The sequence below is a fragment of the Mesorhizobium sp. M4A.F.Ca.ET.022.05.2.1 genome (assembly GCF_003998845.1).
Classification (GTDB): Bacteria; Pseudomonadota; Alphaproteobacteria; order Rhizobiales; family Rhizobiaceae; genus Mesorhizobium.
This window is the reverse complement of record NZ_RZOJ01000002.1, coordinates 44,556-67,945: the sequence shown is the minus strand read 5'-3', so window position 1 is coordinate 67,945 and position 23,390 is coordinate 44,556. Positions and strand designations below refer to the sequence as shown.

The window sequence follows — 23,390 nt, the reverse complement described above, 5'->3', positions numbered from 1 at the left end:
GGATCCGGCGGCAGCTGAATCCATTTTGCCGCTCGTCAGTCATGGGCGCGCCTTCGTCCGGGCTGCGGGTTTTCGCGGGCTGAAAGCGTTGCGTTCGCGTGGGGCACTCGGCCCCGCTCTGGCGGCGATGCGGGATGAGGATGCCAATGTGCGCGCGCAGGCGCTCGGCGTCGTTGCCTATCTCAAGCTGGAAGAGACCTTGCCGTCCCTCATCGCCGCGACGCGCGATGCCGATGCCACCGTTCGGTCCGTTGCGGTCAACGCCCTGTCCTTCACGAGCCAGCCCGCCGCAGCGGCCGCCGTGACGGCTGCCCTCGACGATGAGACCTGGCAGGTGCGGGTCGCGGCGGCCGAATCGCTTGGTCGTATCGGCCAGACCTCGGCCGTCGACGGACTGACCGACGGCCTTTCCGACGAATACTGGCAGGTTCGGCAAAAATGCCTGAATGCGCTTGGCAAGCTCAAGGCGCAATCGGCGGTACGGCAGATTTCCGAACTGTTGACGAGCGACATGGCTTCGCTGCGCAAGGAGTCTGCGGCCGCACTTGGTGAAATCGCTGATCCATCGTCGCGGGATGCTCTGATGGCGCATATCGGCGACGCCGATCCGGACGTACGCAAGACCGTTCGCTGGGCGCTAACGCGGCTCGGTTAGTGGAAGCCGAAGCGCCGTCTCACCCCGCCGCGCGCTTCGAAACCATTTCCATCAGGCTGTGAGGACGTTCGATGCGGATGTGGCGTGGTGTCACCGTTACCAGCCCTTCCTTCTGGAAGCGCTTCATCATCATCGTCACCCATTGGCGTGTGGACCCGACCATGGCCGCAATCTGGTCATGCGTCACCTTGGCATTGATGACGATTGCCCGTCCGTCGCGCACGCCATGAAGGGTACCGAGATTCATCAGGAACTGCGCCAAACGTTCGATCACCGACCGCGTGCCGAGCATCTGAGCCATCGCCGAATAGCATCTGCCCTTCGCTGCAAGTCCCTGTAGAAGACAGAGCGCGAAATTCGGAAGCTCGACGACGAGCTTCTTCAACGCACTGGCCGGTATGAACAGCATCCGGCATTCACTCAATGCTTCTCCGGACCAGATATGAATTCCACCGCCGGTCATTTCGGGGCCGCCAATGAAATGGCCCGCTGTCCAGTAGGCGAGGGTGATTTCGCGTCCTGACGGTGCCGTGTAGAAGACGTGCACCTTGCCGCTTTCGATGATGAAAATGCCACCGTGCCTATCGCCCTGGGTGAAGATCGCCTGACCGGTCGCAAAAGCGAGACGTCGGCCATGCGCCCTGAGTTTCGCCCACTCGTCTGTTGTCAGGGTATCGAGAAAATGCGCGCCGTCGTCGAGCCCTTCCACGCTTTCGCTGAGAAAGAGCGCCCGATCGCCGGGAAGAACGACCTGCTCGGGCAGTTCGATTACCGGCTGATGCTTCCTACGCTCAGCTTCGAAATCGGTCGAAAGCATTTCGAGGCTCATATCCGGCTCCTTACGCATCATGAAAACGCGTAAAAAGTATATAAATTCGATAGACAAAAAAGGAATATAATTGCGCACTTCATGCCTGACTTAGATGATTCTTGTCCCCATTTCGAATGGCGGCAGCGTAACCTTTTGTTTTAGCAAGACGAATTTAATACCGACGCGGACGCTTGGGATCAAAACCAACCAGAAAGCGTGCAAGTAATTGCTTCTGCCTTTAGTCCGGCCGTCACATAAATTTGCGGGACAGCGGTTTGGCAATCGCCACTGGGTCGGCAAATTCAGCCGCCGAATGCCGGCATCAAATCACGAGGTAGGACCATGAATGTTCGCACACGTTTGGCAGCCCTTGCCCTTATGGCGGCCGGCTTCGCTTCTGCCGCGGATGCCGAAACCATCCGCGTGGCGATCGGCACGCAGGACACCACCATCAATACCGCCACGGGTGGATTGCTGATCCGTGAGTTGAAGCTGCTCGACAAATACCTGCCGCACGACGGCAAGTATAAGGACGTCACCTATGATATTCAGTGGAAGAACTTCACGAGCGGCGCGCCGATCACCAATGAGCAGATCGCCGGAAAGCTTGATTTCGGCGTGATGGCGGATTTCCCCGGCTCGTTCAACGGTCTCGCCCATATCAAGGCCGGAAGAAGGAGCTTGTTCATCACAGTGCTGTCCGGCAGTGTGAACGGCAGCGGCAATGGCATTGTCGTGCCGACCGCTTCGCCCATCCAGTCGCTCTCGGAGCTCAAGGGCAAGACCATCTCCGTTCCATTCGCATCGACCTCGCACGGCATGCTGCTGCGGGCCGTCAAGGCACAGGGCTGGGACGCTGAAAGCGACGTGAAGATCATCACCCAGGCGCCTGAAGTTGCCGGCTCGGCCCTCCAGGCAAACCAGATCGAGGCGCATGCCGATTTTGTCCCATTTGCCGAACTCTTCCCCTGGCGCGGCTTCGCACGCAAGATCTATGACGGATCGCAGGCAAAGACGCCCACTTTCCACGGTGCCCTGGTCGATGCCAACTATGCCGAAAAATATCCCGAGATCGTGGTTGCCTATCTTCGCGCCGCAATCGAGGCCGATCAGTTGATCGCCAAGGAGCCGGAGAAATACAGTGAGCTGATCGCCAAGGTGACGGGCGTCGAAGCCGAGGTCGAATACCTGTTCCATGGACCGCTCGGGCTTCAGACCCGTGATTTCGCCTGGAAGCCGGAATACCGCCAGGCTGTCGCCACAGCGATCGACACCTTGAGGCTCCTGAAAAAGACCGACCAGTCGCTCGACGTGGACAGCTTTGTCGATGACCGGTTCATAAAGGCCGCATTCAAGGCGTCTGGGCTCGACTATGATGCCTCGCTCAAGAACTATGCCCAGCTGCCTTTGAATGCCAAGGATGCTGCCTCCGGTGAAGCGATCAGCGATCCCAAGCGCGTTGCTGAGATCTGGGTCCAGGGTGAGCCGCTCGTCCGACACTATGCGTCGCCGGAGAACGCATTCAAGGCGCTCAAGGCCATCGAAGGTGAGGGCAAGCCAGTCCGGGTGTTTTATGCGCAGGACCGCGAAAGCGGCATCAAGCTGCTCGGCAATCAGGCCTGGTTCGTGCGTGCCGACGGCGGCGAAGTCAGCGCCTTCCTGCTGAAGGAAACCGCCGAGAAATGGGCCAGGGATCATAGTGGCAAGGTGCTGGATTTCGCTGCCGCCAAGGCCTCGATCGTGGCCAGCAATTGAGGCTGACCATGACGCGCTTCCACCTTGGGCGCTGGTTGCGCCGGGCCGGATCCCTCGCCATCTGCCTCATTCTCTGGCAGACGGCATCGAGCCTCAGACTGAATCTCGGCATTGTCACGTTCGAGAATGTGCCATTGCCTGTGGATGTCGTGTCGGCAGCGTTGGATTTCCTGCGCTCGCCCAAGTTCTTTGCCCATGTCTCGAGCAGCCTGGAAAGGGTTCTGGCCGGCTTTGGCATCGCCGCCGTGATCGGCATCGGCCTCGGGCTCGTCATCGGTCGCTCACGGTGGCTCGGGGATTTCCTGCAAGCCCCGCTCGAGCTCCTGCGGCCGATCCCGGCCGTCGCCTGGATTCCGCTTGCGGTTCTGATGTTTTCGTCGTCGGAACTCTCGATGATTTTCATCACCTTCACGGGGGCATTGTTTCCGATCCTGCTCAACACCGTCCATGGCGTGGAAAGCGTCGATCCCAGGCTGATCGCCTCTGCGCGGAGCCTGGGGAGCACCCGGACCGCGATGCTGTTGGAAGTCATTATTCCAGGCGCGGCGCCGAACATCGTCACGGGCCTGGTCATCGGCATGGGCACGTCCTGGTTTTGTCTCGTCACCGCCGAGATGATCTCCGGCCAGTTCGGTATCGGTTACTACACCTGGGAATCCTACACGCTGCAAAACTATCCTGAAATCATCGTCGGAATGATCCTGATCGGGCTGTTCGGCATGGGAAGCAGCGCCCTCTTGCGAGCGGCAGGGGCAGCACTTCTTCCATGGCACACGAAGGATAGCAAATGACCACCCATCAGCGCAGCTTTCGCGCGGCAACGGGCCGTATCGAGGTCAATCATGTTTCGATCCGGCTCGGTCGCGGCAGCAGTGCGTTCGAAGCCGTCACTGATGCGAGCTTCGAAGTCTCTCCCGGCGAATTCGTCTGTCTTCTGGGGCCTTCCGGCTGTGGGAAGTCGACCCTGCTCGGCGCCTTGGCGGGACATATCAAGCCAGCTGTCGGCGTCCTTTCGGTCGACGGACAGCCCGTAAAAGACCCCCATCCGGAGCGCGGTATCGTTTTCCAGCACCACACGCTCTTTCCGTGGAAGAATGCGCGCGACAACGTCGCTTTTGGCCTCAAGATGCGCGGCATCAAACGCGCGCAGCGGCGTCTCGAGGCGGAGAAAATGCTCGATCTCGTCGGTCTGAACGGCTTTGCTGGGCGCTATCCCGGCCAGCTGTCCGGCGGCATGCAGCAACGCGTCGAGATCGCGCGTGTTCTCATCAACCAGCCACGGCTGCTGCTGATGGACGAGCCCTTCGGGGCGCTTGACGCCCTGACACGGCTTCGAATGCAGGAATTGCTCCTCGATATCTGGGAGCAATTCCGCAAGACGATCCTATTCGTCACCCATGATATCGACGAAGCCCTGCTGCTCGCCGACCGGATCGTCGTCATGCAGGCGCAGCCCGGCCGGATCCACGAGGAAATCACCGTGCCTTTCGAGCGGCCGCGCATGACCGAGATGATCGCCTCGGGCGAGTTCGTGCGCCTGAAACAGTATTGCCTGCATCTCCTTCACAGCGACAGGCGAGGGGATACTTTGCCCCGGCTTTCTCCCTTGGGCTTATGATCGAGATCCCGAGGCCGTTGGATGTAGTTCAATCGGCAAAAAAGGGCAGTGAGCAGCAGCTGGATGTGAGGACAGCCGGCCACAGACAGATCGGGTCTGGAACTGCATTCATGCCGTGTTTCGGGCAACGCAGTTGAGCATCAAGGCTGTGCCCCCTTCGCCTCGACCAGCTTGACCATTGTGTGCAGCGCCCGGCTCGCCGGTCGATCTCGCTTTTCTTGCCGCACGCCAAAGGCGCTGCTTAGAGCCATGTCGGCGGTCAGGCGCTGTGGCGAGCGAGTTCGGCGTCAGTATCGTTTCCAGTCCGTGACACGCCGAGCCAGGATAACACCTCGTCGCGAAGCCGAATGAAATTCGGATCGGAGCGGTCGCGAGACACTGCATCGGTGACGGGCAGGATCGTGGCGATCCGCCCAGGATGGGGATGCATGATGACGATCCGATCTCCGAGATAGACTGCTTCATCGACGTCGTGCGTGACGAGCACGGCGGTCGTGCCCTCGTGCCGGACAATCCTTTGAAGCTCGCCCTGCAGGCGCAGACGGGTGAGCGCGTCGAGGGCCCCGAGCGGCTCGTCGAGCAGCAGGAAGCGTGGCTTGGTGACGAGCGCGCGGGCTATCGCCACACGCTGCGCCATGCCGCCCGATAATTGGGCGGGATAGGCTTTAGCAAATTGGTCGAGGCCGACGAGATGGAGATGGTCGCGAACGAGCTCGCCCCGTTCGGCAGCACCCAACCCGCTTTGGCGCAGCGCCGCCGCGACATTGGCCTCGACATTGAGCCACGGCAAAAGCCTGTGCTCCTGGAAAACGATCGAGCGGTCGAGGCCCGGCCGGTCCACCCTGTGCCCATCGACCCGGATGTCTCCGTCATAGTCAGTGTCGAGGCCGAGAACGAGCCGCAGCAAGGTGGATTTGCCGCAGCCGGAGGATCCCACGATGCTGACGAACTCGCCCTCGTCGACGGCAAGCCGGATATGAGACAGCGCCTGGACCTGACGGCCGGCGACACTGAACCTCTTGCTGACGTCAGCGATCTCCAGTGCGTGGCTTTGACCACGTCCCTGTTCGGAAATGGCGACAAGGCCGGTCATGGGATTCTCCAGCGCAGAAGGCGATGCTCCAGAGCGCCGGCGATGACATTGAAGACCACGCCGACGCCGCCGAGCAGCAGAATGCACAGCAGCAATAAATCCATGTGGAACAGGTGCTGGCCCTCGTTCATCCGCCCGCCTATGCCGGGCGCGATGTTGAGCAGGAGCTCGGCCCCCACCGTCGCGGTCCAGGCGTAGATCAGCGCCGAATGAAGACCCGTGAAGATTTGCGGCAGCGCACCCAGAATGGCGATGATCCGGGCGAAGTCAAGCCAGCCGAAGGTCAGCACTTCAGCAAGCTCGCGATAGCTGCGCGGGATGCCGGAGACCCCCTGCCAGGTGTTGATCAAGGTCGGCTGGAACGCCGCAAGCGCGATGAAGACGACCTTGCCGGCCTCGCCACCGCCGAACCACATCGAGATGAGGGGCACCCAGGCGAAGAGGGCGATCTGGCGGTGTACCAGCACCACCGGCCCCAGAAGGCGTTCGAAGAGACGGGAAAACCCGATCGCCAAACCAAGCGCGATTCCGGCCACACTCCCACACACAAAACCGATCAGGTCACGCTCGAGGCTCGCCAGAAGATTGGAGCCGAGGCCACCGCGGCTGAACTCCGCCATGCCTCGGGCCACCACCTCTTCCAGGGACGGTAAGAAGCGCGGGTCAGCAGCGCCGGCTTGGGCAAGCAACTCCCAAATCGCGAGCAGCGCAATTGGTACCGCAAGTGGCCGCAAATATCGGCCAATGAAGCGGAAGGGCGGCGGTGCGATGGGAGCGCTGTGCGACAACCGCTCCTGACCTGCAACCGTGATCAGGCTCATCGTGGGATCTCCGGACGCCAGCGTTGCAGATGGTTTTCGGCGAGCGTGAGCAGGCCATGGATCACCAATCCGATCAGGCCGACCACGATCATGGCCGAAAGAACGAGTTCCAATTGAAAAAGCTGACGGCCATAGGCCATCAGGTATCCGAGCCCCTCGAACGACGCGATGAGCTCTATCGCAACCAGCGTCTGCCAGGCGTTGGCAAGGCCTTCGCGCAGCCCTGTGAAGATCGACGGCACGGCGGACGGCAGCACGATCGTCGTGAGTTTCGACCAGCGGCTGAACGAAAGGACACGACCCAGCTCCACATAAGCTTCCGGAACGTCGCGCACGCCTTGGGACGTGTTCAGGACGACCGGAATGAAGGCCGACCAACCGATGACGACGATCTTCAGGCTTTCGTCGATGCCGACGATGAGAATGACAATGGGCATCCAGCCGAGGGTCGGGACCTGGCTGAGGGCCAGGAACAGCGGACCGACAAATTCGCGAAGTGTCTTCGACAGGCCAACTGCCGTGCCGAAGGCGAGGCCAACCGCCGCACCGGCAGCAAATCCCTCCGCAACGCGCTCAAGGCTCGTCACAGTGCTGGAGAGCAGCGAGCCATCCTGGATGCCGTCCAACAGTGTGTCGAGCACGATCCACGGCGGCGGCAGGATTTGCTCCGGCAAATGGCCAAGGAGAGCGGCGACGGTCCAGGCCGTCAGAAGGCCAAGCGGGACCACGAGGCCGAGAAGCAGGATGCCGGCGGCCGGGACAATGCCCCGGCGAACGGGGGCCGCACCTGCGGTGCTGTCCCCGTGGCCGGTCTGGGTCGCGCTGAGGCCGGCGGCCATCCTAGTTGCTCGCCGCCTTGGTGTGTTCGACCTCGCCCTCGGTCACTTTCTGGCCCTTTGCGTCGAAGGTGGACCAGTAGTTCTCGAGCTTCAGGTCTACCAGCGCCTGCTTGAGGTACTTGGTCTCGAACCAGCTGTCGATGTCGACGTCCTTCTTGATCAGGCCATAGGCTTTGGCGCGCTCGGCCTGGTCCTTGTAGCGGGCGATGATGAAATCATCGACGACAGGCGACAGCCGGTGGGCCAGGCGCTCGTCCTTGAAATCGGCCTCGAAGCTTTCGACCGGCAGGCCAGCCTTGGACCAGAGCTCGAAGACTGCCTGGCGATTGGCCTCGTCCGAGCCGAAGCGCGCGGCCTTGACGAAGGCGCGCACGACCTTGGCGGTGAACTCAGGATGGGCCTTCTCGAACTCGGTGGTGACGAGAAGCCCGGCATTTCGCCCGAGGGTCGGGTCGTCGTTCTTGGTCGAGTAGATGATCTTGACCGCGCCGCGCTTGGCGAGGTCCAGATATTCCGAGCCGCCGAAGGACGCCTCGACATTGCCCGAAATAAGCGCGGCCGTGGCGGCATTCGAGTCGAGGCTGACGAAGCGGATGTCCTTTTCGGTGAGGCCGTGCTTCTCGAGGACGCGGTCGGTGGCGATCTGCAAATTGGTGCCGCGGAACTGGGCCACCTTATGGCCCTTCAGGTCCTCGACGGTCTTGAGCTGCGAATCCGGGGGTACGGCGAGATAAAGTGCATCATGGCTGCTGGCTGAGGCCAGATATTTCGTCTGCAGGCCGCGCGAGCGGCCGACGATCGAAGGCAGATCGCCGAGGCCGGCGGCGAAATCGAGCTGTCCAGCGGCGAGCGACTCGTTGAGGGCCGGGCCGGCGCCGCGGAAGAAAGTCCAGGAGACCTTGACGTCTGGAACGTCCTTGAACTCGGCTTCGACGAGCTGCTGCACGTTGGCCACTGCGACGTAGTCGCCATAGGCATAGGGCCGGTCGTCGATGCCGGTTCCAGGATAGCCGATGCGGATGAGGGTCTCGGCCGACGCGGGCGCGGTGGCGAGAAGGCCGCCGATCAGGGCTGCGATATGCGCGAATTTCATGAGTGAGGATCCTGGCTGGAGGGAAAGGGTCAGGCGGCGCGGGTGACGGCGTCGCGAACTAGCTTCTTGCGGGTGACGCTGTGGCGGCCGTCGACGCTCACGGGGACGTCGCCGTCGAGAGTGGTGCGGCGCACGACACGGGCGCGGTCGCCATAGTCGTTGACGGCGTAGTGCTGGGTGGCACGGTTGTCCCAAATGGCGACGTCGTTCGCTCGCCAGCGCCAGCGCACCGTGTTTTCAATCCGCAGGACATGAGACTGGAGGAGGGCGTAGAGCTGCTCGGAATCGCTCTTCGAATAGCCGACGAAGCGCTGCACGAAGGAGCCGAGTACGAGCGAGCGCTCACCGGTCTCCGGATGGATGCGCACCACGGGATGGTCGGTCTCGTAGACGGTGGAAGCAAAAACCTCTTCATAGTGACGGCGATCGGCCTCGCTGGCATGCGGGCGCTGTGCGGCATAGTCATAGGCATTGCTATGGGTCGCCCACAGCTGTTCGGCGGTCGCCTTGAGCGCCGGTGGCAGGCTCTCGTAGGCCGCCACTGTATTGGACCAAACCGTATCGCCGCCGACCTCGGGAATGGTCACGCCGCGCAGAATCGAAATCTTGGGGTAGGCGTCGACGAAGGTGACGTCAGTGTGCCAGGCATCGGCGCGGCCACCTCGTGACGCGTCAAGTTCAAGGATCGACGTCGTGCCGTTGCGTACATGCTCGGTCGGATGTGGAACGAGATTGCCGAGGCGCTTGGAAAAACGCTCCTGCTCGGCATCGGTCAGCTGATCCTGGTCGCGGAAGAAGATCACCTTGTGATGCAGCAGAGCGGCATTGACGGCTGCTATCGTCTCGTCGGTAAGGTCGCCCGAAAGCTTGATACCGGCGATCTCGGCGCCGATCCGGCCGGCGACCGGTTTGATCGTCAGCGAGGATGCGTATGCGGTGGCTTGGGTTGATGTGGTCATGAGGGACTGCTCCTTGGTCGGGCCGCCGGCGTGGCTCGGCCCTTTGCCGGGTTAGTTGACTGGGAATGGATTACTCGGCCGCCTGGCTGCCGGGCTCGCGGTGAGGGGCACGATGAGCGGGATGCTTCAACCCGAGATTCTCGCGAAGGGTACGGCCCTCATATTCGGTCCGGAACAGGCCGCGGCGGCGCAGCTCGGGGATGACCAGCTCGATGAAATCGTCGAGCCCGCCGGGCACGGTCGGCGGCATGATGTTGAAGCCGTCGGCGCCGCCCTTGTTGAAGCGCTCTTCGAGCTCGTTCGCGATGGTCTCAGCTGTCCCGACAAGCTGCCAATGGCCGCGCGCCCCGGCGATGGTCTCGTAGAGCTGACGGATGGTGAGATTTTCTCGCCGGGCGAGATGATCAATTGCTGGCGGCTTTTGCCGCGTTCGGTCTCGCTCAGGTCCGGTAGCGGCCCGTCGAGGGGATAGGCGGAAAGATCGACACCGCCGGAGAGGTTCGACAGGAGCTCCAGCCCAACGTCGGGATGGATCAGCGACTGGATCTCCTCGAACTTTTCGCGGGCCTCGGCTTCGCTTCGCCCGACCACTGGAAAGACGCCCGGCATAATCTTCAAATCATCGGGATGGCGGCCATACTTCTCAAGCCGTCCCTTGAGGTCGGCATAGAAGCTCTGCGCCTCCGGGAGCGTCCGCTGGGCGGTGAAGACAACCTCCGCGGTGCGGGCCGCCAACTCCTTGCCCGCCTCGGAAGAGCCGGCCTGGACGACGACCGGGTGACCCTGCGGCGAGCGCGAGACCATCAGCGGCCCGCGCACCCGGAAATGCCGTCCGCGGTGCCCGAGGATATGCAGTTTCTGCGGGTCGAAAAAGAGCCCGCTATCCTTGTCGCGCAGGAAGGCGTCATCCTCCCAGCTGTTCCAAAGGCCGAGCACGACATCAGCGGACTCTTCCGCGCGTGCGTAGCGGTCCTGATGGGCGAACTGGCTGATGTTGCCAAAATTCTCCAATTCGAGTGGATTGGACGAGGTCACGAGGTTCCAGCCGGCCCTGCCGGCGCTGATCTGATCGAGCGAGGCGAATTTGCGGGCTAGGTTGAACGGCTCATTGAATGTGGTGGAGGCTGTTGCCACCAGGCCGATGCGCTCCGTCACGACGGCAAGTGCCGACAGCAGCGTCAGAGGCTCGAAACCAACGGCCCATTCGTCGGTCCGGGAGAGGGATTTGAGATCATCCGTATGGGCCGCGACCCCATCCGCCAGGAAGATCAGGTCGAACTTCGCGCGTTCTGCCGCCTGGGCAAATGCGATGCGCTGCGTGAGGCTCGTCGTCGCATCCGCGGCGGTGTCCGGGTGGCGCCATGCCGCCACATGGTGGCCAGCTGGATACATAAAGGCGCCAAGCCGCAGCTTCCCAACCTTGCTCACCTTCAGTCTCCTTTTCAGCAACGATGACAATTCACGAGAAGCACGGCGCTTTGCCGGAGCGGACGATCGGCGTGGATTTCGGCGGCGTGGCTAACAAGTTCCCGGCGCCGTCCTTTTCGGCCGCACAATGCCTAGGCGGCCAGGCTGACGTTGCCCGTCTCTGCGACCAGCCGACACGCTTCGAATATGGCTTGTTCCGTGCGGTTGCGGATGGCTTCGGATATGATGACGCCATCGGCGAAGTCGCGGTCGGACGCGTAGATGCCTGTCGGGATGGTCAATGCCTCGAAGAAGCCGAAGAGCGGCCGAAGCTGATGTTCCACGACGAGGGAATGACGTTCTCCGCCTCCAGTCGCCGCAAGGATAATTGGCTTTCCTTTAAGCGAGGATGGCTCCAGCAGATCGAAGAAATGCTTGAACAGTCCAGTGTAGCTGCCTTTGAACGTCGGCGAGCCGACCACCAGGACAGCGGCGCTAGACAATTGCTCGACGATGTTTCTGGCCGACGGATCAAGGTCGCCAAGCCGCTTGGAGTGCGCAAAGGAAGGGCCTAAATCCTGGATGTCGAAAGTAGCTGAGGATGCGCCAATCTTCTTCGCTACTTGTCCGACTATGTGGTCAACAAACCCCCTTGTCTTTGAAGGGCGGGTAAGATTGCCCGATATTCCTAACACTAACTTGCTCGACATTTGCCGGCTCCCTCATAACGGTCTGTGTCACCAAACTCTATCGACTTGGTCGAATTAAGAGAGGGAGCAGATTTCAAAAAGAAGCCGCCAATCGGATGGAGTTTGCGGAACGTCGGCTATAATGGGGTCATTCGATGCTGAGCGGAAGCATCGGGTGGGCCCCTTCCGCTCAACCAATTCGACACTTTACGCAGGCACATGTTCAGCGTGATTGGCATAAGAGCAGGTCGGATCTCGATCAGGAGGCCGTTACGCGGCCTCTCTTTGTTGTTCTTCGACCGGCAGACCACATGGTGGCGACGCGGCGGCACGCTGCCGGCGATCGTGCTGGGAAAACGAGTAGCCGTGCGGCATGGAATGACGGCAGTGCTGCATCCGCCACCAAGCCGGCCAACGTTTCCCGCGAAATTCCGTCCAGCAGGTTTTGGAGATCTGGTCGTTCAACCGCCTACTGGCCGAGCTCCTTGCCGAACCGCGGCCGATAGCTGAATGGCTATAAAAGGAAAGAATGCGACCCCGATAGATTGCCGTCTTGCATTACTGATCCCCGCTGGCTGCCCAATTGTCAGTCGCGGACCTGACTCGATGTGATGACAGTTCGGCGATCGCCTTTTGTGGTTGGCTGAATGTGTTATCCGGGCGCGGCAGACCGAAATGGTCCCTCAGCGTTGCCCCCTCATAGTCGTGCCGGGAAAGTCCGCGCCGGCGCAAGATCGGCACCACCTCCTCGGCGAACACGTCGAACCCGCCCTGCAGATAGGGGCGGCATGACGTTGAAGCCGTCCCCATCCTCCATCGCTGCGCCGGCGGCGTTGGATCAGTTGTTGGAGATGATTGCTCGTTCCTCGTCGATGTGATGGTAACCGAGACGCTACGTTACCCTGAGCGCCAGGCGCTTCTTGCCCCTGCAATAATCTTTCTGGCCAAAATGGCGCGGCGAGAGCGGCGGGATCGGGACGATTGCCAAGGGTGCGAAGGGCGCCTCTTCAAGGGCGCCCTTCGCATCGGCCGGCATGCTGGGTCATGGGGGGCGAAGACCTAACTACCGCCGATCTGTTTTCTGTATCCCATTAGCCAGCGCAGGCTGGGTTGGGAAGCCACCGCGTACGCATTCGCGTGCTGCCAACGCTGTGGTTCAGGGGTGATCGTTAGAATGAACGCTGGAAGCGGAGGATGCCCCCAATGTTGTTTTTCTTGTCGGCTTTGGTCCAGTTGGTGACGGTGTCATCGCCAACATGCAGATAGTCGACTTCGGCCGTGACCTTGAAGCCCTTGACGATTTCATAGGCGATGTTGGCTGCGACTCCGAAGTTCTTGCCTTCATCATAGGAGAGCTGGGCGTTGAACGAGGTCTTCTCGTTGATGGTATACGTACCACCGCCCCAGACTGCCCAGTTGCCGCTCCACTGCTTGTAGAAGCCGCGACCGTGAGCATCGATGACGTTGCCCGCATCATCGTTGAGGTTGTCGTCGGTGCCGTAGCCGCCCATGATGAACAATGACAAGTTGTCTATCGGCTTGACGTCCAGACGAACTTTGCCGGCCACTTCTTCGTAGTTGCTGTCGTAGGCGACGACGCCGCTGATCGCGCCCCAGCCCTGTGTGTACTTCACGCCGCCGACCACGTGCGGAACATAGCTGTCGATCGTGCCAACAGTGCCGGATCCCTCTTCGAGCGAAGCCACCGCCGAAAAGCCGTTGCCGGCGTCGAAGTAATACTGGACGACGTTGGTGTCGAAATCGCCATAGGGAACCAGCGTGTCATTGATGACGTTGCCGGCATAGCCGATGAATGTATCGAAGGCCGATTCGTCCTTACCGACACGCAGGCCGCCGAGCTGGATCCAGGCGAAGTTCAGCGTAACGCCCTTGTTGACGGCGGGGTTGTCGGTGACGACGCCCCTTACGACGGATGCTGTAGCGTTGCGGTTGCCGAAGTTGAAGCGGGTCTCGGTGTAGGTCTTCAGAGTCCCGAGTTCGGTTTCCTGGCCGGTCCAGGTCCTCAGCGAGAAACGGGCATTCTTCTTCCAGGTGTCCTGGATGGAGCCGTCCTGGTGATCGACGTTCTTAGCACCATCGAACGACCCGATGTCGCCACCGGCGATGTCGTAACGGACATAGCCGCCGATGCGCAGGCAGGTTTCGGTGCCGGGAATGTAGAAGTAGCCAGCGCCGTAGACGTCGCAGATCTTGACGTACTCAGCGGGCTCCGGCTCGGCGACGGTCACCGCATCGGCGGCGCGGGCACCGGAAACTGCGATCAGGGCCGCAGCTGAGCCGAGAAGAAGGCTCTTGATGTTCATTTTTCAGATCTCCAGACAAAAGTTAAAACGGGTTTGATTTCTTTGCTGAAGGGCAGCGTTGCCACCCCATCCCCAACTATTGAAAAAGAAGCGCATCGCGCCGCCCTTTCGCCCCCGACATGGCCCAACCCGCGGCGGCGTTCAACAGAGATTGTCTTCGAAGCAGGCCTTTTGGAATCTTATGAAAGTATTGTTGCGCAAATATCACGTTTTCTACATGAAAATGGCACATATTAAACAACTGGCACGAGTGAAACACGAATTTAGATTTGAACTATATATTCACTAAACCGATTTAGAGGATTTTATGAAGAATATCATGTTGGGCGGAAAAGGGATTCGCACTCTGCGCGCTCACCTTTCAAGAAACCCGAGGCATTGCCGCCATCCGACTGACCAGCGCACTGACCAGCGCTAAGAGAGCGCCTATCTCTTTAGAGCCATCTGTCCGAAGCTCGGGATTGTGCGGCGTTGGCGCTGCCGTTCGCCGACACGCCCCATATCGGCCACCATACCAGAAAGAGGCGCTCAGTGCAGGATGGGATCGTGCCAGCTTACACGATGCCAAGGCTGAAGGTGCCGTGGAACATCACGTTGAACTTCCTGTTCTTGCGTGTGCCGGAAGCTGCAGCGACGGCATAGGCCCGGGGAAGAAGCTCAAGTCGATGAAAATTTGCGGGCAGCCGACACGACGTCACATACCATGTCCTGCTTGAGCACCTCGATCGGAATGCGTCCGTGGAGTTGCGGCGAAGGGCGCGTCAGCCAGAACCACGCCAGCCGTGGATTCCCGATTGCCGACATCACTTCGCTAATCCCCGATGCCGGTCTGCCGTCGACGAACTGGGCGAGCGGGAAGACATGTTTGCGGCCGCCCTTGCGCAAGGCAATAACCTCATTGCGCCTTTGCCAGCGATGCAGCGTCGAGCGCGGTATGCGGAAATGCTCTTCCAGAAAGGTCGATCCGGCGACTTCGCCCGCCCAGTCCTCAATCAGCGCCGATTGCAGATCGTTTGTCCGCTTCGCTGATGAGGGTGCTGCGATTGCTGGCATCGCGCCATCATCCGCGCGATTGGCACCGGCGGAGCCGCCGCGTGCGAACTCCCCCAATCTCCGGAAGAATTCCGGGGCGAGCGCAGCGCATTCGCCCTTGAAAGAGCCGATCGCGAGTCGCTTTGCTTGTGGAAGGAAGGGGACGGAGGCGGCGAGGCTGCCGGCGATGGCGCTGACTGAAACCAGAGTTTGTGTGTCGAGAACAATGCCGTGCTGGATCAGGGCCTGTTGCACGGCTTCCGCCACCAGGTCTGCCAAGGCATCCTGCGAGACCCCGTGTGTTCGATTTTGAAATCTGGTCATGTAACTGTCTTGCGCGCCCCTCGCTCCCGTCACCGGCTGCGGCCGAGATTTGAACGGCTACAGCGGGAAGCGAAAATGGCAGCGCAGATGCAGCGACCCGACAGGTTGCTGTCTTGCATTTTGACATCCCCAACTGACTGTCAAGGCGTCCCGAAATGTCAGTCACGGGACGCATCGGTTTTCGTTTAGGTGCGAATTGTGACGGCTGCGCGACAGAGGCGGCCGAAAAGACCTTCTTCCGAGGGAACGACCAAGGTTACCAACAAAAAGGGCCGCATTCGCGGCCATTTTTTACCAAATTATATTGCTTTACGGTCTATCTTTTCTCCCTACGAGAGAGAAACGAGAACGCCGTCTTCCCCTTATGACTTTCCTTGTTCTGGTGAGGTACGCCAATCGTGGGCGGCGTCGATGTGATTGCGGTGATTCTTTGCTCGGGCCAAAAGCTCCGACCTAGTCTGTCCATGCCTTAGGCGTTCGCCTTGCGCCTCGAGGAAGACTTTTTGACTGGAGCCGCCTTTCTCCCCAAGCCTAGCGATTTCGCGAGCGCTGATCGGGCTGCCGAGTAATTCGGGGCGACCATGGGATAATCTTTTGCCAATCCCCATTTCGTCCGGTATTCATCAGGCGTCATGCCGTGCCTGACTGCAAGGTGGCGCTTAAGTGACTTGTATTTCTGACCGTCTTCCAGGCTGATGATATAATCCGGGTAAATCGACTTTTTGGGATTAACTGCCGGCTTTAGGCTAGGCGCTTCAGGCGGAGTTGCATTTCCAATATTAGACAATGCCGAATTCACACTAGCGATCAAATCCGGCAATCCAGATGCCGGCACCGGGTTCTTCTGGACATAAGCGGAAACGATATCAGCAGTAAGTTCGATGAGATTATTGCCTGATTCCAGGGACATCTTTGTTCTCCTCAATTCCCCCCAGATTCCCATACCCGCCAAATCCGGAATGTGCAATATGCGAATATTCTGGCTAAGAGCTCTACACGCGCAATTTCGCAGCGTTCGCGACTTTCTACTGAGGATAGGTCACGTCGTGGTCTACGTCGCACGGTTGAGGGTGCAAAGAATCCTGTTTCCATTATTTGGCTGGAATAGGCTCAAGCCGGTCGCACACTCAACCGTAGTGCCAATGTGGCTTAGGCTCTGTGCCCAAGAACATAACTCCGAGCTTGTCCCCTCGGCGCCACTGGACCACCGCCTTATAACCTACCCCATCAGTCGGGATGTAAAGAAGGAATTCATTTGGAACGCGCGCGTCAATTGACACTTGCAGCTCCGCGCCTTGCGAATGCATGTTGCGAACGGTGCACTTGACTTCCGAATTTGAAATGCCTGTGAGAATGGACGCTCCTTTGAGAACGCGCCGACGCCGCTGCTCCCTGGATTCTTTTCCCCCATGCATAGAACACCCATCAAGGTAAGATCGGCTCACGTCCTCCCACAGCCAGCCTGCGCAGCCGGAGGTCACCTCGCGAAATACCGGGTAACATTACTGTCGTCGGGTAGCAATGACCGAAAGAGACGCTAGTATTACAGTTGCATTGTGAGTTGCATTACTCACTTCCTGTTCCGCGCACGGAATCGAAAAGGATATTTCGATTGACGGCAATCTCGTCTCGCACGGGATGACGAACGTATTCTTGCCTTGCCTCGCCTAATCGCGATTTTAAGCCTGCACCATGCCTGCAGCATGGCCCAGCAGACTGCCGGAGCTTCTCATTCCCGGTTGCACCTCCTTCGAACCGCATCGGGCCGCAGGTATGCATCTCACGACAACCGGGACCGGGAGGGGCGGCCTGATCGACGCGCAGCTCCATGGCTACACGTGGCAGCTGCTCCATGGCGAAAGTTCCTGGGCTCGTTGTCGTCTGATGTGACGCTCTGGCGTCAAGCCGGCTTGACGTTCTGCCCTTGTCTGTCGGCTAACGGCCTTTCCTGTTGCTGTCTTGCCCGGAGCTGATGACGTTCCTTTTATCCGGCCCAGCCGTCTTTTCCTGTTCCTGCCCGCTCCATTCGCTGCGCTCCCGTGTTGGGGACAAGCCGGCTCAGTGCGCCGTCTCCTTTGGAACCGTCCTCCGGGACAGAAACCAGCAACCAAAGGAAAAGACCATGACCAACAGACGTAACTCCGAAACGAAACCCGAGCCGAAATCGCCGCTCTACCACGCCTATACCGTACGCGACGGCAAGGAAGGCCAGAAGGGCTTCTGGACCCGCATCGGCTCCTTCTTCGCCCATGACGACGGCGAGGGCGGCGCGCTCCTCCTCGAGGCCTTGCCCATCGACGGCCGCGTTGTCCTCCGCGCACCGAAGTCCGACGAGTAGGAGGCGCCCGTGCAGATCCTCACCCAGAGTCTGCGGGAAAAGCTGCTGGCGAATGGTCGCCAGCAGCAGCCCCTCCGCGGGACCGCACACGAAATCGACTTCGTCCCGGTCGTCAAGCTGTTCACCCCCGACGCCGGCGCGACCTGGCTCCTGACCGAAATCGACCCGGATAACCCGGATGTCGCGTTTGGCCTCTGTGATCTCGGGCTTGGCTGCCCGGAAATGGGCAACGTCAGCCTCTCTGAGCTGTTCGCGCTGCGCGGGCAACTTGGCCTGCCGGTTGAGCGGGACCTGTATTTCGACGCGGACAAGCCGCTGTCGGTCTATGCCAGCGAGGCTCGGCGACTCGGGCGTATCCGGGTGTAGACGCACCCGGCGTCGGTCAACGCCGTCCATCGGGACGGCGTTGAGTCGCGAAACCGCCAGGGCGCGCGCTTCGCGACTATGTGGGATACCCGCCAGCAATGGCAGCTCCAAAGCCGTCCAAGAGCCGCAGCGCGGCATGCAATGCGGCTCGGGGCTCAGTGGGGCAAGGCCAAGACCCCTGCCGAGCGGGAGGCCGCCGGCTTAGAGGCCGTCAAATATGCGGTCTATGGAGCTAAAGGCGAGCCCAGACGGACCCATTTAGCTGAAAAAGACGAACTGGAATGGTCGGACAGCCCCGGTGCGCGCGAAGCCTATCTGATCAAACGATGGAACAACCCATATTTTGGGCCGTCCAGGCGGATCGTTTCGACAGAAGAGCTTTCTGAAGCCAGGAAGACCGACCACGACAAGTTCCTGTTGGCCCAAGGCTTACTGACCGCTCTCGCAAAGGACATTGGGGATCTGCCCTCGCCAATGACAGTCGGCGACCTGCATAAAGCCCGGCAAAGCCTCGATGAACTCATCCAATTTGCCGTGAGTGTCGGCGGGCCGGCCAAAGAGGTAGCGGTGAAGGCTGACCAAATCCGCGATGCGGTCGTCTTGGCCCTACGTGAGGCGTTTTCAGGCGACGCCGAAAAGTTAGAAAAGATTGAGAGGGCGGATACCTATCACAAGGACCATGTCCGAAAATTCTATCTGCCGATCGTGGCCGATATCATCGGCACGGAGAGGATCACCCCTAATGAGGAACTGGTTCCGTCGCTCGTTTCCGAAGATCCGGCCACTATTGCAATTGTTCTTGATCTCCTGCCCGAGGACGACCGCGGGGGCATGCAGGCAGCCGCTATGAAGCTGATCCTAAGGGTTCTGGAGGAAGGCTACACCGATCCCCAGCTCGACAAAAAGCTGGCCGTTCTTGCGCGTGAATAACCTGCAGGCGAGATCGACCGAGTCCAGCCGATCGAATTCCCAAGTAAAGCCAGAGGGGTTGAAAGCGTCCCGATTGGCGCTACTCTGGCGTGTGGGGTGGGCTTGCACCTGACTGAAAGCGAGATGTCGATGGAATTCAAATCACGCCAGTCGTCGGACACAGCCGTTCCGACCGAAGTCCCGTGGTCGGATAGTCTCACCACATACGACAGGGAGCATTTCACAACCTATATGCAGTTCCTGGACGCCGGTGCGGATAATGCGAGTTACGAGGAAATGGCACTGGAGATCCTCGGCATCGATCCTGAACTTGAGCCGGAACGAGCTCGCAGAGCCGCCCGCAGCCATCTCGATCGGGCGAACTGGATGATGACGATTGGCTACAAAGAGCTTTTTTCCAGTTTGCCGGCGGAAGCTCTCCGATGACTGCTGCCCTGGTCGTCGATCACTTCCACATGGTTGAAAATCATCTCGACCCGGAGGGTTTCGAAAATGTTTCGTCCGCCCTGCGAATACGCCTTGGCGGCTGAGATCGTCGACCGCCCCTCCGGGTCGATGGTCCCGTGTTGAACGCCATCGGCATGGCCGAAGAACAATGGGAAGTTGCCTTTCTTGACCTTGACCGCAAACCCCAATGTCTTCAACCGCTTCTCGATATCGGCGACCGACATCGGAGCATCGCCGCCGGCCACGGCGTCGATGCCGGTGATTGCGGCATTGGTGTCGAGGCGGGCCTGCGCAATGACGGTTGGGGTTTGGATATCAGCCAGCGGGATGTGAGAGGCATCCATGGTGATGTGCTTGGGTTTGTCGTCGGAGCAGCCCCCTATCGCGAGCGCCAAAAGACACGCAGTTGGCCAACTTCGAAGGTTGCTAAGGCGACGAAAGTGCACGCTAAGAGAAGGACCACCCAAGAGGCGGGCAGTGGCGGCTCTGCGGGACAAGGAAGCACCTGCTTGCTGAGGAAGGGATTCCCGATCCTCTAACCAAAACTCACGACATTTGCGCACGCCTCCCACATCGCGCGCGGAGAGCTTTTCTGCTCAAGTTTTGAGCAAAGTAGCTGACAGATAAGCCGAAAACGAGGCAAAAACTTCCCCGTAACGGCTCTTGCAAATGTCGTGAGTTTTGAAGCAACAGGCAGGCGCATGTGAATGAAGTACGGATATGCGCGAGTCTCAACAGAAGCGCAGGACTTAACCGCGCAGATCGATCGGCTCCAGACTGCAGGCTGTCAGCGGATCTTCTTTGAAAAGCAAAGCGGCAAGGACGCTAACCGGCCGCAACTCAAACGCCTGCTGCGAGGCCTGAAGGCAGGCGATGTAGTCTATGCCGTCGTCAGCGACCGGGTGGCCCGCGACCCCTTCGACCTGCTCAGTATCTTGCGAACCGTGACGGCGGCTGGCGCCGGGCTCCGGCTCCTCGACGAGCCGTTCATCGATACCACCTCGGAAATGTCGGACCTGGTCTTATTCCTGGTGGGATGGGCGGCCAAATGGCAGCGCCGCAGGATTTTGCAGAACACGGCGAACGGCCGCGCCCGCGCTATGGCGATGGGGGTCAAATTTGGCCGCAAACCGAAACTGTCCATGCAGCAACGTGTCGAAGCGCTGGCACGGCTGGCAGCCGGGGAGGCGAAAGGCGCAGTGGCCAGCTCGTTCAAGGTTAGCGGCAGCACGATTTCCCGACTGCAGGCGCAACATCTAAGATGAATTGAGGCCACAACCCAAGGCCGCTTGAACGCGCGACCCGTTTCAGCCATTGTGTCTCACGCCTTAACATAGGTGAACGATGAAGCGGACGGATAAGGCAAGGCCTTTCGTGCCAACCGAAATCCACGTCGGCACCGTGAAGGATGAGCAAGGCACTCTCGGTATCCTGTCGATACGGACGACCGAAGGTATCCTGGATGTTGCTCTCGACGTTCATGCCGCGGATGCCATCCTGAACGCGATCAGCGCGATCCGGTCGAAACTGGCGCTTGCCGACAGCTAAAAGATGCCCGGCCGAAACCGGCCAGGAGGCCTTTCTAGGCGATCGAAGTCGGCTTCGCTAACCTGCGGCCTAGCGATGACGTTCGGATGAACCCTCGCTGGGCCAGATCTGCCTGTCACCCTGCATCAACCGGTAATTATCATTCAAGCTGGGGATGATCGTCCGTGCCTCTTTGGCTGAATAGAAAGTCACGATGATACTGGCTGCGCCGCGTACGATGCGCTCAAGGCGATACGCTTCCCTGTACGGTCCATTTTCGTCCATTGAACTTCCCCCCGAATGGGCCTTTAGCAAAGGATCATGAATCTTTCATGAGGCGGTTGGATTGCTTCGCCGAGATTCCCGAGTATCCTGCCGATGCGCATGTGAGCATAAGGTGGCGCCTGGCGCCTCGACCAGCCACCCCCTTAAGAACCAGCGTCGGCTTGGCGACCGAAAATGCTGAGGCAAGAGACCGCCCTTCCATCAAGGAAACAGCCGTCATGGATACCCATGCCGTTATTGCGTCCCTGCCAGTCACAGGACCCGACCGTGCAGTGCTTATCGATGCCGCTAACGCCGCTTTTGAAAGGATCATCGAGCGGATGGAGCCCGCCAACGAGGAACTGACTCGAAGCTATTGGGATGCCGAGAGTTGTATCGACAACGAAATCACCGCATCCATGCTGCCGATCTCATTGGACTACGCCGCCTACCTCGTTGATGTATTTCTAATGCCTCACGTCGCTCAACTGGCGGGCGACGCAGACAACGAGGCTGCCAAGTCTCGAACTTGAACCTCTTCGGCAGCAACTGGGTCTACCTGCTGCCTAGGGGATTTGGCGATCAATACCGTGACCTTTACCGCCACCTCTTCAAGGGTGGCGGTAAGGCGGTTGATCTGCGAGGCCGTCGCGGACATTTCCGGCCCGTAGCGGGTGACGAGGTATTCCCGGTTCTGGCTGAGGGACTGGAGGTGTTTGGCAGTCTTCGCACGAAGGCGGAGCCCTGCCGCTGTGGTGTGCTCCGTCCGCGCCGACAAGTCGTGGTGCATCTTTCGGATCTGACTGGGATTGTACCCGCGGTGGAGCAACAATGCGGTCAGGTAAAGTTCGATCGCGTGGATTGCCGACAATCTGAACGGCGCTCGGGTGAGGGGTTTGCCGGCCCGACCGAGGGGAAGGAGCTGGTGTGCCGCCTTTCGGTATTCCTCAGCCAGTTCATGAATCTGCTGCGGAGACGCCAACTCGCCCGGATACTTGCCTTCCTCAATTGCCACTTCCACCGTCCCCTACCGTCTTCGGTAATAAGCATCCCATGCCAGCTTGATGTCCGCAAATGTCCATTCTCGCCGCCGGCCGTAGGCGGGACTTTGCCGGGTCGCACATTGATTGAGGCCGGTTTGCCTTTGAAACTTCATGAACCATGCCGTGGACTTGGGCTTGCCACTTGCCGCGGATTGAACCCGGCGGATGACGCCGCTGTCGGCCCAATGTTCATGCGGATTGGCAACAGAAGCAGGGTCAGCGAGGTACCTGCGAAGCGTTTGCAGCGTGACGTCTTCCGGCGCTTGGCGAAGGTCGGCGCGAAGTTCCTGGACTGCGAGCGCTGCTCCTTGCTTTGCGGCCTCCGCCAGCATGTCGCGCAACTGGATGCTGGTCAGCACCAGCGCCTGCATCGCTTCCATAAACCGATCTTTCTGTTGTGGATTGTGCACCGAGACATCGGCGCCCATCATTGCGCCACAGCCCAAAAATGACGTCAAGCACTCAGATGCCAAGGAGGTCACCCAGCTTTTGCGTGACGGGACGCAGGGGGTCGACGAGGCCGAGATCATAGATCATCGTTGTTTCGAGGTTTCCCTTGTGGTCGACGTAATGCGAGATGGCCTCGTGCGACACCCCTTGGCCGGTCAGCATCAGCGAGATGGCGATCCGCTTGAGGTCATACAGCTGGAAATAGGCCGGCACCCCAGGGAGGGCCTTGAACCGCTCGAGCCCCTTGCGGAAATTGTCGCGGGGCTGGGTCTGGTCGGTGTGCGATGGGAACAGCAGCCTGCTTTCCGGCCAGCGCAGGCGCTGGGCCTGCACCATGTCGGCAACCCGGGAATGGATCGGCACAGAGCGGTAGGCGTATTCGTAGAGCGAGCGCGACAGCTGGATACCCTTGGTGTTGTGCTTATGCCAGACCAGCTTCTCCAGGTCGAAATGATCGAATTCGGCTTTGTTGAGGTCGCTGGGGCGGGCCATGGTCAGGAAGAGGATGCCCATATAATTGCAGACCTCCTGCATCTGGTCGTTGGCGGTAAGAACTTGCCCTCGAACCAGCGCCATGTTCCGCTTCGCGAAGCCGGTCAGATGGT

26 protein-coding genes and 2 pseudogenes are annotated in these 23,390 nt (G+C 59.9%); 11 read left to right on the top strand and 17 right to left on the bottom strand.

Going from position 1 to position 23,390, the window contains the following annotated elements; genetic code table 11:
• Window positions 1–127: 127 nt before the first annotated feature.
• Entirely contained in the window at window positions 128–655 is a 528-nt protein-coding gene (locus EN745_RS00765; protein ID WP_281034757.1) for a HEAT repeat domain-containing protein, read from the top strand.
• A gap of 19 nt (window positions 656–674) precedes the next feature.
• On the opposite strand, the gene EN745_RS00760 is transcribed toward EN745_RS00765, so the two are convergent.
• Entirely contained in the window at window positions 675–1,484 is an 810-nt protein-coding gene (locus EN745_RS00760) for a Crp/Fnr family transcriptional regulator (RefSeq protein WP_127420318.1), read from the bottom strand.
• A 324-nt stretch (window positions 1,485–1,808) separates the two neighbouring features.
• Here EN745_RS00760 and EN745_RS00755 point away from each other — a divergent pair, with 324 nt between their 5' ends.
• Genes EN745_RS00755 through EN745_RS00745 form a run of 3 tightly spaced genes read left to right on the top strand, consistent with a single transcriptional unit; the run spans window position 1,809 to window position 4,839 of the window.
• Window positions 1,809–3,221 carry an ABC transporter substrate-binding protein gene (locus EN745_RS00755; protein ID WP_127420317.1) on the top strand — a complete coding sequence of 471 codons (1,413 nt, stop codon included), beginning with the start codon at window positions 1,809–1,811 and terminating at the stop codon, window positions 3,219–3,221.
• 8 nt (window positions 3,222–3,229) lie between these two features.
• Window positions 3,230–4,012 (top strand): ABC transporter permease, encoded by a 783-nt coding sequence (locus EN745_RS00750; RefSeq protein WP_127420316.1) that lies wholly within the window; start codon window positions 3,230–3,232, stop codon window positions 4,010–4,012.
• A complete protein-coding gene (locus EN745_RS00745; RefSeq protein WP_127420315.1) occupies window positions 4,009–4,839 on the top strand; it encodes an ABC transporter ATP-binding protein in 831 nt (276 codons plus the stop codon). Before EN745_RS00750 ends, EN745_RS00745 begins: the two co-directional genes overlap by 4 nt.
• Window positions 4,840–5,098: 259 nt before the next feature.
• Here the strand turns inward: EN745_RS00745 and EN745_RS00740 are convergent, their stop codons facing one another.
• The 12 genes and pseudogenes from EN745_RS00740 to EN745_RS36670 form a co-directional block, all read right to left on the bottom strand.
• A complete protein-coding gene (locus EN745_RS00740; RefSeq protein WP_127420314.1) occupies window positions 5,099–5,932 on the bottom strand; it encodes an ABC transporter ATP-binding protein in 834 nt (277 codons plus the stop codon).
• Window positions 5,929–6,753 (bottom strand): ABC transporter permease, encoded by an 825-nt coding sequence (locus tag EN745_RS00735; RefSeq protein WP_127420313.1) that lies wholly within the window; start codon window positions 6,751–6,753, stop codon window positions 5,929–5,931. Before EN745_RS00735 ends, EN745_RS00740 begins: the two co-directional genes overlap by 4 nt.
• Window positions 6,750–7,592, bottom strand: coding sequence for an ABC transporter permease (locus EN745_RS00730; RefSeq protein ID WP_127420312.1), 843 nt, complete (start codon window positions 7,590–7,592; stop codon window positions 6,750–6,752). Before EN745_RS00730 ends, EN745_RS00735 begins: the two co-directional genes overlap by 4 nt.
• A gap of 1 nt (window position 7,593) precedes the next feature.
• The gene (locus tag EN745_RS00725) at window positions 7,594–8,685 is read right to left on the bottom strand and encodes an ABC transporter substrate-binding protein (RefSeq protein ID WP_127420311.1); all 1,092 of its coding nucleotides are present in this window, start codon (window positions 8,683–8,685) and stop codon (window positions 7,594–7,596) included.
• 29 nt (window positions 8,686–8,714) lie between these two features.
• On the bottom strand, window positions 8,715–9,644 hold the full coding sequence (locus EN745_RS00720; RefSeq protein ID WP_127420310.1) for a TauD/TfdA family dioxygenase: 930 nt from the start codon (window positions 9,642–9,644) through the stop codon (window positions 8,715–8,717).
• A gap of 70 nt (window positions 9,645–9,714) precedes the next feature.
• Window positions 9,715–11,036: pseudogene (locus EN745_RS00715) on the bottom strand (LLM class flavin-dependent oxidoreductase).
• Window positions 11,037–11,203: 167 nt separating this feature from the next.
• Window positions 11,204–11,761 carry an FMN reductase gene (gene msuE / locus EN745_RS00710; RefSeq protein WP_127420309.1) on the bottom strand — a complete coding sequence of 186 codons (558 nt, stop codon included), beginning with the start codon at window positions 11,759–11,761 and terminating at the stop codon, window positions 11,204–11,206.
• Window positions 11,762–12,298: 537 nt separating this feature from the next.
• Window positions 12,299–12,545, bottom strand: a pseudogene (locus EN745_RS36675) (hypothetical protein); the annotation flags it as partial.
• Window positions 12,546–12,909: 364 nt separating this feature from the next.
• Complete coding sequence (locus tag EN745_RS00700) at window positions 12,910–14,064, bottom strand: porin (protein ID WP_127420308.1); 1,155 nt, start codon at window positions 14,062–14,064, stop codon at window positions 12,910–12,912.
• A gap of 657 nt (window positions 14,065–14,721) precedes the next feature.
• Complete coding sequence (locus EN745_RS00695) at window positions 14,722–15,420, bottom strand: antitoxin Xre/MbcA/ParS toxin-binding domain-containing protein (RefSeq protein WP_127420307.1); 699 nt, start codon at window positions 15,418–15,420, stop codon at window positions 14,722–14,724.
• Between the two features lie 469 nt (window positions 15,421–15,889).
• The gene (locus EN745_RS00690; protein ID WP_127410395.1) at window positions 15,890–16,330 is read right to left on the bottom strand and encodes a MucR family transcriptional regulator; all 441 of its coding nucleotides are present in this window, start codon (window positions 16,328–16,330) and stop codon (window positions 15,890–15,892) included.
• Window positions 16,331–16,547: 217 nt separating this feature from the next.
• Entirely contained in the window at window positions 16,548–16,835 is a 288-nt protein-coding gene (locus tag EN745_RS36670) for a PilZ domain-containing protein (protein WP_127420324.1), read from the bottom strand.
• A 707-nt stretch (window positions 16,836–17,542) separates the two neighbouring features.
• Here EN745_RS36670 and EN745_RS00680 point away from each other — a divergent pair.
• The 4 genes from EN745_RS00680 to EN745_RS00665 all read left to right on the top strand — a co-directional run bounded on the left by EN745_RS00680 (window position 17,543) and on the right by EN745_RS00665 (window position 19,480).
• The gene (locus EN745_RS00680; protein ID WP_127420306.1) at window positions 17,543–17,758 is read left to right on the top strand and encodes a hypothetical protein; all 216 of its coding nucleotides are present in this window, start codon (window positions 17,543–17,545) and stop codon (window positions 17,756–17,758) included.
• Between the two features lie 9 nt (window positions 17,759–17,767).
• The gene (locus EN745_RS00675; protein ID WP_210213719.1) at window positions 17,768–18,124 is read left to right on the top strand and encodes a DUF2958 domain-containing protein; all 357 of its coding nucleotides are present in this window, start codon (window positions 17,768–17,770) and stop codon (window positions 18,122–18,124) included.
• 141 nt (window positions 18,125–18,265) lie between these two features.
• Window positions 18,266–19,054 carry a hypothetical protein gene (locus EN745_RS00670; protein WP_127420305.1) on the top strand — a complete coding sequence of 263 codons (789 nt, stop codon included), beginning with the start codon at window positions 18,266–18,268 and terminating at the stop codon, window positions 19,052–19,054.
• A gap of 129 nt (window positions 19,055–19,183) precedes the next feature.
• Entirely contained in the window at window positions 19,184–19,480 is a 297-nt protein-coding gene (locus tag EN745_RS00665) for a DUF2285 domain-containing protein (RefSeq protein ID WP_127420304.1), read from the top strand.
• Here the strand turns inward: EN745_RS00665 and EN745_RS00660 are convergent.
• Entirely contained in the window at window positions 19,435–19,896 is a 462-nt protein-coding gene (locus EN745_RS00660; RefSeq protein WP_189362915.1) for a hypothetical protein, read from the bottom strand. The two genes, EN745_RS00665 and EN745_RS00660, sit on opposite strands and share 46 nt — an antisense overlap.
• Before the next feature lie 312 nt (window positions 19,897–20,208).
• On the opposite strand from EN745_RS00660, the gene EN745_RS00655 reads away from it, so the two are divergent.
• The 3 genes from EN745_RS00655 (at window position 20,209) to EN745_RS00640 (ending at window position 21,825) form a co-directional block, all read left to right on the top strand.
• Window positions 20,209–20,766 carry a recombinase family protein gene (locus tag EN745_RS00655; RefSeq protein WP_127420302.1) on the top strand — a complete coding sequence of 186 codons (558 nt, stop codon included), beginning with the start codon at window positions 20,209–20,211 and terminating at the stop codon, window positions 20,764–20,766.
• Window positions 20,767–20,875: 109 nt separating this feature from the next.
• On the top strand, window positions 20,876–21,049 hold the full coding sequence (locus tag EN745_RS00650) for a hypothetical protein (protein ID WP_245487577.1): 174 nt from the start codon (window positions 20,876–20,878) through the stop codon (window positions 21,047–21,049).
• A 482-nt stretch (window positions 21,050–21,531) separates the two neighbouring features.
• Window positions 21,532–21,825, top strand: a complete 294-nt coding sequence (locus tag EN745_RS00640; protein ID WP_127420299.1) for a hypothetical protein — start codon at window positions 21,532–21,534, stop codon at window positions 21,823–21,825.
• Here EN745_RS00640 and EN745_RS00635 read toward each other — a convergent pair.
• Genes EN745_RS00635 through EN745_RS00625 form a run of 3 tightly spaced genes read right to left on the bottom strand, consistent with a single transcriptional unit; the run spans window position 21,777 to window position 23,361 of the window.
• Window positions 21,777–22,307 (bottom strand): hypothetical protein, encoded by a 531-nt coding sequence (locus EN745_RS00635; protein ID WP_245487576.1) that lies wholly within the window; start codon window positions 22,305–22,307, stop codon window positions 21,777–21,779. The two genes, EN745_RS00640 and EN745_RS00635, sit on opposite strands and share 49 nt — an antisense overlap.
• 12 nt (window positions 22,308–22,319) lie before the next feature.
• Window positions 22,320–22,763 (bottom strand): hypothetical protein, encoded by a 444-nt coding sequence (locus EN745_RS00630; protein WP_245487575.1) that lies wholly within the window; start codon window positions 22,761–22,763, stop codon window positions 22,320–22,322.
• 34 nt (window positions 22,764–22,797) lie between these two features.
• Complete coding sequence (locus EN745_RS00625; protein WP_189362914.1) at window positions 22,798–23,361, bottom strand: hypothetical protein; 564 nt, start codon at window positions 23,359–23,361, stop codon at window positions 22,798–22,800.
• Between the last annotated feature and the right edge of the window lie 29 nt (window positions 23,362–23,390).